This window comes from candidate division KSB1 bacterium (assembly GCA_034506395.1).
Lineage (GTDB): Bacteria > Zhuqueibacterota > Zhuqueibacteria > Thermofontimicrobiales > Thermofontimicrobiaceae > Thermofontimicrobium.
Genome location: JAPDPQ010000060.1, coordinates 1 through 12,533 on the forward strand (window position 1 = coordinate 1; position 12,533 = coordinate 12,533).

Sequence of the window (12,533 nt, forward strand, 5' to 3'; positions counted from 1 at the left end):
GCTGACGCTGCGGCCGACGGTGGGGCTGTGATTGAGGGGAAAAGAGAAAGTAATCAGTAATCAGTAATCAGTAATCAGTAATCAGTGATCAGTAATCAGTGATCAGTGCGTAAACGAAGACTATTCGAATCGGTCATTCCGATCCGCCAACTGGCGGAGAGGAATCTGGTTAAGGCATTATGCTTGTTCAAAAATAGATTCCTCACTCCGCTGCGCTCCGTTCGGAATGACATTCAGCTTTCATGTGTGTAGCCAATAGTCATTCCGAACGAAGTGAGGAATCTGGTTAAGGCATTATGCTTGTTCAAAAATAGATTCCTCACTCCGCTGCGCTCCGTTCGGAATGACATTCAGCTTTCATGTGTATAGTCAATAGTCATACCGAACGAAGTGAGGAATCTGGTTAAAGCATTATGCTTGTTCAAAAATAGATTCCTCACTCCGCTGCGCTCCGTTCGGAATGACATTCAGCTTTCATGTGTATAGTCAATAGTCATACCGAACGAAGTGAGGAATCTGGTTAAGGCATTATGCTTGTTCAAAAATAGATTCCTCACTCCGCTGCGCTCCGTTCGGAATGACATTCAGCTTTCATGTGTGTAGCCAATAGTCATACCGAACGAAGTGAGGAATCTGGTTAAAGCATTATGCTTGTTCAAAAATAGATTCCTCACTCCGCTGCGCTCCGTTCGGAATGACATGCGCTATTCAGTAATGAGGAAAATAAGAGATCTCGAATGCAGCACAAACTTCGTCTCAAAAAATCAACGACCGTTGCGAGCATGTCATTGCTCTTATTTTTGGCTTACATGAGTATCGCTTCCGCAACTAATATTGGCGTTCTGCCCCTCAAAAGCAAGGGCAGCATCGAATTTTATCTCGATGTTTGTCAATATGAGGCGTTGCAGGGTGGAACTCGGCTCGAATTTATTTATTCAGTCGATCTGAGCCAATTCCTGAATAAGGCTGATTCGCTCGATCAGGTAGCGGTTTTTCAAATCGATTTTCACGTGTATGGTTCGCTCAAAGATACCTTGTTGGCTTCCAGCGAAGTGAAACATGTCCCGCTGAGTCCGTCAACTGGCGGATCGGGAACCATCTTTTTAGACGTGAAAAAAATCGAAACGACCGCTGATTCCCTATCGCTCACTTTGGTCATTTCCGATTCCCTTTCTGGTAAAAAGGGAGCGATTACAAATTCCTTGCTGCGAAAAAAGTTCTCCGATCAGCTTTCGATCAGCGATCTCTATTTTGTGAGCCATATTCAAAAAGCCATCCAGCCAAGTGCTTTTGAGAAAAGTGGTTTGTTGATGATCCCCAATCCCACGAGAAATTTTTCTTATTCCGTGCAAGCGCCCAATGCGTACGTTTATTTTGAGATCAATCATCTTGGCTTCAAGCCAGAAAATCCATCTTCCTATTCAGTCAGCTATTCCGTTGAAGATCTTTCTGGAAAAGAGGTGGCATCTCACCAGCGGCCGACGATTCCCAAGACCAGCGCTAATTGCTCCCGAGTCGAAATCATTCCGCTGGCCGATTTGAAAGTGGGTCTTTATAAACTGACATTGCATGTCACCGATTTGCCATCAGGTGAATCGGCCTCGAATTGGCGCTATTTTAGCGTTGCCAGCAGGGACGCTGCACAGGACATGCTGCTTTCGATCACAGAGGACAATGTTCAAAGATATTTTGATCAGATCAAGTACATCGCCACGACTGAGGAAAAGGAGTTGTTCAAAAAATTGAATCTTCGGGGCAAGCAGGAATTCTTGATCAATTTCTGGCAATCGAAGGACCCGAATCCCGAGACGGCTGAAAACGAATTCATGCAGGAGCATTTCAAACGCTTAGCCTATGCGGAAACAAGTTTCTCGGGCGGCATCAATTCCGATATGGGCCGAATTTATATTCAGTACGGCCCACCAATTGAAATCAAGCGTCAATTTTCGACTACTGAATTTAGCAAGCCTGTGCAGATCTGGTATTATGCGATCCAGGGCACGACGGAATTTGTGTTCGTGGATCGGTCGGGAGATGGAAAATATGTATTGGTGCATTCGACGCATCCTGATGAGTATCAAAATCCTGGGTGGATGAATGAGATGAAGTAGTAAAAATTTCCAAATATCAAAAGACAAATTCCAAATAATTTTCAATAACCAAAATTCTAAACAGCTTGATCATTGGAATTTGAAATTCATTCAACTTTGAATGCCATGAGGACAAGCGAGTTTCCTGTCATTTCGATCGCAGCGAGAAATCTGTAATCAAACTGATTTAACCAAGAATAAAGTTTCCTCGACTCCGCTTCGCTTCGCTCGGAATGACATCTGTTCGCCTGAACGGAATGACATGCATTTAAGCAATGGAAGTTGGAATTTTAACATCCGTTGGGTTGTTTCTATCAGTTGGAGAAAAACTAAAATTTAACTCAGGTTCAAAATAGAAATCAGACAAGGAGGTGATGATCGAATAAACTTTTATCCATTATCAATTTCCTAAATCCGTAATCCACAATTTTTGAACCAATTCAAAGGAGAGGAAATATGAGGCAGAGTCATGTCAGGTATCTTTTATTGATCCTGTTCCTGGCGCTGGTTTTGGTCGTGGTGGATTATGCCTGGGCGGCAAGGACGGGGAAGATTTCAGGCAGGGTCTTTGAAAAGGATACCAAAGAAGCATTGGCTGGCGCTAATGTCATCATCGAAGGCACGACATTGGGCGCTGCGACCGATGCTGAAGGATACTATTTTATCATCAATGTGCCCCCTGGCAACTACAAAGTCAAAGCGGTCATGATGGGCTACGCCACTCTGGTTCAGGAAAACGTGGTGGTGAATGTCAACCAGACCACGACACTGAATTTTGCCATGAAGCAGCAGGTGCTGGAGGGCGAGACCGTGACCATCGAAGCCACCCGACCCGTAATCCAAATGGACGTTTCTTCGAGCCAGAAGATCGTTACTGAGCAGGCGATTCAGGATCGACCTTTGGACAATATCGAAGAAATCTTAGCAGCGGAAGCTGGGATCACCCTGACTGCCAATACCGAAGGCTCGGGTCTGATCATTCGGGGCGGGCAATTGAATGAAACCGACATCGTGATCGATGGGCTTTCGACCCGCAACGAGCGCAACCAGCAGCCGCTGACTGCCCTGAACTTAACGGCGATCAAAGAGATCGAAATTTTAACGGGCGGATTCAATGCTGAGTTCGGCGATATCCGTTCGGGCATGATCAATGTGATCACCAGAGAAGGCAGCCTGGACAAATATTCGCTCAATCTCGATGCCCGAATCAGTCCACCGGCTCGCAAGCATTTTGGGCCCAGTCCGTTCAGTATCGAAGGTCCTTTCTGGAAGGTTTACGCAGGCCCCGATGCGTTTACAGGGGTAACGCAGGAAATGGTTAACGAAGGAAAATATCCATTCACCTTTGTGGGGTGGAATGAAGTTGCAAGGCAATTCCTGGCCGATGCCGATCCAGAAAACGATATGACGCCACAAGCGTTGTTGGAATTATGGAAATGGCAGCATCGGCTTCGCAAATATGCTGACAAGCCTGATTATATTGGCGACGTCTCGTTCAGCGGAAGACTGCCATTTACCCCCATCGCATTCTTGCTATCCCAGCGTTACGAGGACTTGCAACTGGCTTATCCATTCAGCCGCAATAATTCCATCTCGAGCACAACGTTGCTCAAATTAACTTCCTATTTATCCCCCAGCATGAAATTGTCCTTTAATAATGCCTTCATGTATTTGGCGGGCGTGAGCGGCTCAATATACGATGACACCAATGGCATGATCACAGGCACCCGGCAGGGCACCGAATATGCCCGTAATGCGCTCTATTGGCGCTATATGTGGCACGATGCCAATTACAATCCCATTGAGACGATGCAATACCGTGGTGGCTTGATGTTCAACCATGTGCTGAGCGCTAAATCTTATTACGATCTCAGGCTGGAATACACCAATTATCGCACCGTTCAGGAACCAATCGGCTTGAGAGATACCACGGGCATCAAACAGATCGGAGGGAAATGGTATGACGAAGCGCCATGGGGGTATGTGGGCAGCAAGATCGGCTCGATCATCGAGAAATATGATATTCTGGGTGATTTCCTCATGTCAGGCGGCGGCCGGGGCCAGGATCATTCCCGCTACTGGGGCATCAGCTTGGCCGGCGATTTCGTCTCTCAAGTGAACAAACATAATGAGATCAAAACTGGATTTAGTTTTGATTACACCTTTTTTAAAGAACGGCGAGAGATCAATCATGGGCAAACCACCCAGCCCTTTGAGGAGGCTCCATGGAACTGGTGGTATTACAACGAGTCGCCGATTAAAATTGGCGCTTACGTCCAAGATAAGCTGGAGTACCAAGGCATGATTGCTAACATGGGCCTACGGCTGGATTATTTGAAAGCAGGCACGCCTCCGTATAATCTCGATCCGCTTTTTATTTTTTCTGAACTCCCATACACTCTGCAGAATTGGCGAGCCAATGGGAATAGCTTCTCAAAATTTACGACAGATGAGCCAGATTATAAGCTCTATTTTAGTCCGCGATTGGGAATTTCGCATCCCGTCACAGCGACCAGCAAAATCTTTTTCAACTATGGTCATTTCTATCAACCCCCTGTAACGGATCAACTATACACGGTGAAGCCCTATTCTCGTGGAGCAACGATTCCGAATATTGGCGCTGAGTGGCCTCGCACCATTTCGTACGAGATCGGCATCGAGCAAAGCGTTGCCAACGATATTCTCATCCACTTCATGGGATATTACAAGGATGTGGCCAACCAACTCAGTCAGCAAAATATCGTCTCGATAGATGGCGAGAATGATATTGAAACCTGGAATAACAACAGCTACGCCGATATTCGGGGTCTGGAGCTGAAAATCGAAAAACGGGTCGGTCAATGGTGGTATGGTTGGGTCAACATGGATTACATGGTGAAAAGCACTGGTTATACAGGTCTTCGCTATATCTATGAAGATCGACAGAAAGCCAAGCAACAGCGAGAGCGAACGACCCAAGTGCGGAATAATCCTGTTCCATCGGTCACAGCCAATATCACTTTTCGAACTCCTGAAACTTTTGGGCCCAAGGTCTTCGGCCACAATGTCTTTGGCAATTGGCGGCTGAACATTTTACAAGAATGGACTGATGGTGGCAAAGAGCTACTGAATCCCGAAGCCCTTCTGAGCGAGCAGCATTATGCCGAAGTGATCGATTGGTGGAACACGGACATGCAGGTGGAGAAGCGTTTCAATATTGGCAAATCCCGAGTGGGATTCTTTGTGGAAATTAAAAATCTCTTTAACTACAAAGGATTCCCCAGCCCGTTGTACTGGAACAAGTATGTTGACTCGCTCCATTTCCCGTGGGAAACGGGTGATCAAAAAGGCAACGACAAATTAGGCGAATCAGGCAAAGATTACATCGACCTGGGCTGGAACACCTGGGCTCATTTTATCAATCCCAGGGATGTGTTCTTTGGATTGAGGGTACAGTTCTGAGTCGGTTATTGGGTAATTAGGTAATTGGGGAATTGGGTTGTTGGGTAATGTTGAATATCCATCACATTTACTTAATTACCTTCTTAAATCTTGTGATAAAAAATTGAGTAATCCGTTTAAAATAAGACGAATTTGAAGGAGGTACAGGCTAATGAAGCTTTTTAAACCTCAACTATCCATAGCGATTGCCGTGATTTGTTGGGCGCTGATGTTTCAGGTGAGTTCGAGCCTGGCTCAGTCTCGAACCCATAATCTCGGCGACTACAAATTGCGGATCGATGCGGTTGATTACATCAATACTAATGAGGTCGATCCCACAGGCGAATGGCCCCAGGATCATTTTCGCTACGCTACCATTGTGTTTTACAACAGCGGCCATGCCATCGGCAAATGGATCGACTCCACAGGGACAGAGCATGTCAAGGAGGATAATCTCTACCCTGTTTCTTATAATCAAACTGAGCCTTACGGAATCAAAGAATATCGCAGGCATAAACCACCAGAGGTCTGGGTCTACGCCAATGGTGAAATGCAATTATCATCGCGAAGATTTAACGGTATCATCGATCCTAATCTTCCATCTGATCAAATGATCGAGTTGCATTATAAATCTTACCCAGGGTTCGAGGTCACCAAGCGGTCCTATTCTTATTCGAATCCCAATCATGACGATTATGTGATCCATGTTTGCAAATACAAATGCACCTTTGATTGGGATCAGGATCCACAACCTGATACCGATCCCACCCAAACCTTGCAGGATGTCTATTTTATCATCGGATATAGTTTTCAAACTGCCGAGGGAACTTGGATCACTTACTCCCGGTGGTATGAGGAGGCAAAAGACGACTGGGCGACTTATGAGATGTATACGCCCAAGCTGGTGAGCGGCGGCAGGCCGTTGGCCATCTCCTACTGCTGGGATGGAGATCATCCTGAGATCACAGAGTTCGAAGAAGGTGGAAGGGAATTCGACGATACTGGTGATCCTCGGTTCGCAATTGGTGAGGGGGGTGCAACTCCGCTGCCGTCTGCTGAATTCATTTCTACAGCCTATGCGGGTTTCGCTGCTTTGCATGTCGACAAATCGCCATTTGATCACTCCGACGACTGGAACCAGCCAATTTCGATCATGGGCAATATGAATATCTATAATGTCTGGGATTCTGATTTCCCAGGCTTTGCTACGGTTTGGGATTGGGCGGCTTCAGGCATCAAACAGACGGTTGAAGATCAATCGGGCTGGCCTGATGATGCCATGGCCCAAGAGGATGAATTTCCGTTCCAATCTTTTGGTCCTTACAATTTTAAATTAGGCGATTCCATCACCATTGTTTACGTCACGGCAGCCAATGGTATCTCCCGAAAATTAGCAATCGAGAAAGGGCTGGAGTGGCGGGACTGGTATCGGGGTGTGGAAGGCGCAACCTTCGATGATGTAGCAAAGAATGCTTTGCTGGCTACCGGCAGAGATTCATTGTTCCAGACCATCGATCGAGCGTTATGGGCCTGGAATCGCAATCTCGATATTCCTGATCCATTGCCTGCTCCCGATCTCACAGTCAGATCTGGCCCGAATGTCATTTACCTGGAATGGGAAGACCTCTCCAATGAGGGAGACCCCGACACAGGGGTACCCGATCTGGATCACTATGTGATCTATCGGAAGCAGGGTAATTTTCTGGTGGACGAATACAACGAGCTGAGAGCTGATGGTGTTCATCTCTTGTGGGAACCGATTGCCGTGGTGCCCAAGACGCAGCACAGCTATGTCGATTCCAATGTCGTGCGTGGCGAGGCCTATCATTATGCAGTCACCGCGGTCGACAACGGCTCGCAAAATAAAGATGGCCTGTTCCCTGGTCAACCCCTGGAGAGCTCGAGATATGCCAATCGTTCTGAATTGCCTGCTTTTGCCTTTGAACCAGGTAGGGCGGATGCCAAATCCGTTCGCATCGTACCCAATCCTTACATCGTTCGTGCTGGCGAATTCAATTTCACGGGCGACGACAATCGATTGCTGTTCGTCAACCTGCCTGCTTATTGCACGCTCCGCATCTACACAGTCACAGGCGATTTGATCAAGACGATTCAACATACCAGCGGCAGCGCCGATGAAAGCTGGGACCAGGTGACCGAGTCCAATCAATTGATCGCCAGCGGTGTTTACATTTTGCAGATTGATAATGCCAAGGATATTGATCAAAATCCAGTGGCGGGTAGCATCGAAAAATTTGTCATCGTTAGATAGTCTTGAAGCGATCTGTCATTCCGAACGAAGTGAGGAATCTTTTGATGCACGGAATTTTGATCATTACCACTCAGATTTCTCGTCACTTCGTTCCTCGAAATGACACAAATAAAAAATTCTTAAAATGAAAATGTCATTCCGAACGGAGTGAGGAATCTGTTGATGTATCAAATTCTGAGTAATATTATAGCTAGATTTCTCGTCGCTTCGCTTCTCGAAATGACACGATTGAGAAATTGTTAAATTGAACATGTCATTCCGAAAGAAGTGAGGGATCTGTCGATGTATCAAAATCTCAGTAATATCATAGCCAGATTTCTCGTCACTTCGTTCCTCGAAATGACACAAATAAAAAATTCTTAAAATGAAAATGTCATTCCGAACGGAGTGAGGAATCTGTCAGTGCACCAAATGATGATTAGTAGCTTAGCCAGATTTCTCGTCTCCGCCAACTGGCGGATCCTCGAAATGACAATAACTAAAGAATGCAGACAGCACAACTGTCAGGAGGTCTGATATGAATAAATCAGGGAAATTAGTCCCCTTAATCATAATGGTTTTGCTCTTCACTTTGCCAGCGCACGCTGGTGGCGTGAAGAAGATCGCCCAGACGGGCATGAAATGGCTATCCATTCCCGTCGGCGCCAGGGCGACAGCACTGGGCGGTGCTTACACGGCGCTGGTCAACGATGCCAGCTCCATCTTCTGGAATCCAGCAGGCATGGCGCTGGCTGAGGGGCGGCACATCTTTCTGAGCCAGAATCGCTGGATCGCCGATATCACCATCAATGCAGGCGCACTGGTTTACAATGCGGATGACTGGGGTGTCTTCGGCGCCAGCTTCTCGGCTGTGGATTGGGGTACCATTCACGGCACCCAGCGAGCTTCTACGGCCACAGGATTTGTGGAAACTGGCGATTTCTCGCCGACCGATTGGGCGCTGGGCGTCAGCTATGCCCGTCGCATGTCAACCCAGTTTTCCTTCGGCGCCAATGTCAAGTTTGTTCATGAAAAATTGGGCGAAACGCTGGAAGGCACCTTTGACAGTCCCAGAACATTTTCGGCAGAGATGAGCCTGGTGGCGTTTGATATCGGGACCCTGTATTACACGGGCTTCAAAGACCTGCGCTTCGGCATGAGCCTGCAGAATTTTTCGCAAGAAAAAGCCTATCGTGCCGAGTCGTTCCCCCTGCCGTTGACATTCAAGTTCGGTCTGGCCATGAATGTCTTCAATCTGTGGATGGACCAGCAGGATCACAATCTTACCGTAGCCATCGATGCCCTCCATCCTCGGGATTATTCAGAACGGCTCCATTTCGGCTGCGAGTATAGCTTCAAAAATATCCTTTTCCTCAGAGGGGGGTATAAGACCAATTACGATGAGGAGGATTTGGCATTTGGAGCAGGCTTGCTATTCAACATTAGTGGCATGGGCGTCGGCTTAGATTACAGCTATCTCCAATTCAAAAATTTCGATGCCGTGCATACGTTCTCGTTTGATTTTAAATTTTGAGCTTTTGACAGGATCAACAGGATTGACTGGATAAAATTAATCAAACATCCCCCTAAATCCCCTACAATACGGATACTTCCTTTGGTCGCTTCAAAGGGGGACTTGATAGAGGCATTCCCCCCTTTGAAGGGGGGCCAGGGGGGATGTCAATTTGATGGAGTTCAGAACCGTAATTCAGTCATTCCTGTCCACACAATAATTAGGCTTGATTATTCAAAATTAATTGAATGAAATGGAGGATTGACAAATGAAATACAAATTTTTGTCGGTCATACTCGGCCTGCCTCTCCTGGCCTGGTTGATTTTTGTCGCCTGTGAGGCGCCGAATCAACCGACATTCACGGCAGCAAATGATCCCAACCCGACAGGATTGCCTGCGGCGCAGCTCACCTCCATCAATCCTACCGAAGGGTATCTCAAAGATATTGTCACGATCACTGGAAGCGGTTTCAATCCAACGCCTGCGTTCAACCTGGTGGCGTTTGGCAAAAAAACAGGAACAATCATCTCAGCCAGTCCTACTGAATTGGTCGTTCAGACGCCAAACATCGCTGATGCAACCGTGCCCGTCAAGGTCGCCATCAAAGGCTCGGAGTTCTGGAGCAATGCATTGGAATTTACCTTCAAACCGACCCTGGCAGTGATCGACGAGGAGATCGTCTGGCCCAACGGTGTTGATGTGGATAACGAGGGAAATGTCTATGTCGGCTCCGCTGCTGACCATATCATTTATAAAATTAGCCCTGACGGCGTCAAAACAGAGTTTGTTACAGATATTCCAATCAGCGGGGCAATTCGATTCGGCGCTCAAAATTATCTGTACGTCTGCCTCCATCACGACAGCAAAATCGTGCGCATCTCTCCTGATGGCTCATCCATCGAAGATGTTGTGGAAGTGCCCGACCCTGTATATTTTGATTGGGATGCGAATGGCAATATGTACATCTGCGCCAACGATTCAGGCATCGTGCGACTTGATAAGAGCGGCGCCCTTACAGCCGTTGCTGATTTAAGTACGCCCAAAAGCTGCCGTGTGTTTGGCGATCATCTCTACGTCACCAATATCTGGGACGGCCAAATCGTGCGCTTCGAGATCACAGCCGATGGCTTGAGCAATGAGGAAATTGTTTATGAAGGCACCGCCCCTGTCGGCATCGAATTTGATGTCGAAGGCACCATGTATTTCACCGAAGCCTGGGAGACGAGCCTTTATACCAAAAAGCAGGACGGCACCGAGGAAGTTCTGTATGAAGGCGAGTTATTGACACCCATGCGTTATATCACTTTCAACAAGAAAACCATGTACATCGTTTACCCTGGCTGGGGAGATGTTGGCACGGTGATGAAGGCGTATATTGGTGTCGAGCAAGCGCCGAGATATTAGGGGATTGGGTAATTGGGTAATTGGTTAAAGGTGTTATTGGTAAGTTCGGTGATTGCGTCTAAAGGATAATTTTTAAAAAAGTCCTTTCGAGCGCACTGTGTGTGAAATCTACTGATTTTTCTGTCATTCCGAACGGATCCGCCAGTTAGCGGAGGAGTGAGGAATCTGAACATTAAAACAGGTTATCGTTCTACACAGATTCCTCACTGCGTTCGGAATGACAGGTTTCCACATTTTGCAGAAGTGTATATCTTAATAGAAATCGGAGCAAGGATGAGACGAATGAATTGGTGCCGCTTTACAGTTTTCATGATATCAGTCATTTTGCTATTGAATCAACAATTGCATTCCCAGAGCAAAGGCGGCCGCTGGCAATTTGAAAACAACGGCTTCGATACCGCAGACTGGGACACAGCAGATGATCAGGGCGAGTTGCAAGGCGCTGCTACCTATAGCAGCTCCGAGCCGCTTCAAGAAGGGGCGGCCTATCTCTGGCTGGACAGCACCAATAAATATGACTTTTTTAAAATCAAGGATAGCAAAGATCTGGATTTCGATAACGAAGACATCGGCATTTCCGCCTGGATTTATCCGCTGATCCTGGGCGATGATGTCCATTGGATTTTGAACAAGGGCGATCAATTCCCCATCATCAAAACGACGAATTATTCGCTGCGCATTTCCAAAAATAAAAAGCTGGAGTTCCTCATTCGAGACGCCAATAATCAAGCGCAATCCGTGGCGTCTAATTTCGAGATCCCAATCAATCAATGGACCTTTGTGGCGGTATTTTATGATTTCAGCAACCACAAAGTCTATATGTGGAATGAGGTGAGTTCGAATCCCAGAGACACGTTGGATTTCAATCAGAACTTTTTCTCCAATAACGATCCGCTGGCCATTGGCTCATGGTACGCCAGCAATCCCGCCGCCCCGTCGATCAAGGATTTTGAGGGGCGAATCGATGACGTCCGCATCAGTGGCAGGCTGGAGGATATTTTGCCCGCTCCATCAGCAGTGGCCATTCACGATGATCAGCCTGAAGTGACCATGCCGAAAGATATCGCCATTTATCCCAATCCAGTGAGCCTTTCGCAAGGGGCAGAGTTTGTGACTTTTCAATTCAACTCGCCTCAAGCCAATTTTCAGACAATTCAAATTTTTGATGTTCTGGGTCGAGAAGTTTTTAGGGGATCGATACCCGATCAGCAAGCAATTTTTAGATGGAATTTGAAGGATCAGGCTGGTGGATTTCTGAGGGCGGGAGTGTATTTTTTGAGAATTAAAACGGATAATAAATTTTATGTCAAGAAGTTTTTGGTGATAAACTAAAGTCACATTCTTTTGTTTGGGTTGTATTGTCAATCCGAACAGATCCATCGGGACGACTGGCGGACGGTTCGGAATGACAAGTGAAGCCTTGTCATTCCGAACGTAGCGCAGCGAAGTGAGGAATCTGGCTGTTCAACCAGGCTGGTGGATCACCAGATTCCTCACTCCGTTCGGAATGACAGGCAAGGATGTGTCATTTCGACCCGCCAGTTGGCGGAGGAATGAGGAATCTGGTTCTTAAAACGAATTGAAGGATTCCCAGATTCCTCTCCGCCAGTCGGCGGATCGGAATGACGAGTAAGACCGTGTCATTCCGAACGGAGCGCAGCGGAGTGAGGAATCTGGAGGTTACAATCGGTTCGTGGTCTATCCAGATTCCTCGCTACGCTCGGAATGACATTTGACGCCATGTCATTTCGAACATTGAAAGAAATCTGATTGTGAAAAAATTATTGTTACCTAGATTCCTCACTCCGTTCGGAATGACCCAAATATTTTTTTTATTGGGGAATAACAAACAAA

At 46.8% G+C, this 12,533-nt stretch carries 6 protein-coding genes; all 6 read left to right on the forward strand.

The annotated features are described in order from the left end of the window. Positions 1-737: 737 nt before the first annotated feature. The 6 genes from ONB37_19945 (at position 738) to ONB37_19970 (ending at position 12,011) form a co-directional block, all read left to right on the forward strand. Entirely contained in the window at positions 738-2,111 is a 1,374-nt protein-coding gene (locus ONB37_19945; protein MDZ7402435.1) for a GWxTD domain-containing protein, read from the forward strand. Between the two features lie 435 nt (positions 2,112-2,546). Continuing rightward, positions 2,547-5,531, forward strand: a complete 2,985-nt coding sequence (locus ONB37_19950) for a TonB-dependent receptor (protein ID MDZ7402436.1) — start codon at positions 2,547-2,549, stop codon at positions 5,529-5,531. A gap of 151 nt (positions 5,532-5,682) precedes the next feature. Beyond that, a complete protein-coding gene (locus ONB37_19955; GenBank protein MDZ7402437.1) occupies positions 5,683-7,782 on the forward strand; it encodes a hypothetical protein in 2,100 nt (699 codons plus the stop codon). A gap of 517 nt (positions 7,783-8,299) precedes the next feature. Next, positions 8,300-9,295: a PorV/PorQ family protein gene (locus ONB37_19960; GenBank protein ID MDZ7402438.1), complete on the forward strand. Its 996-nt coding sequence runs from the start codon at positions 8,300-8,302 to the stop codon at positions 9,293-9,295. Between the two features lie 247 nt (positions 9,296-9,542). Beyond that, on the forward strand, positions 9,543-10,679 hold the full coding sequence (locus ONB37_19965; protein ID MDZ7402439.1) for an IPT/TIG domain-containing protein: 1,137 nt from the start codon (positions 9,543-9,545) through the stop codon (positions 10,677-10,679). Between the two features lie 273 nt (positions 10,680-10,952). After that, complete coding sequence (locus ONB37_19970; protein ID MDZ7402440.1) at positions 10,953-12,011, forward strand: T9SS type A sorting domain-containing protein; 1,059 nt, start codon at positions 10,953-10,955, stop codon at positions 12,009-12,011. Positions 12,012-12,533: the final 522 nt, after the last annotated feature.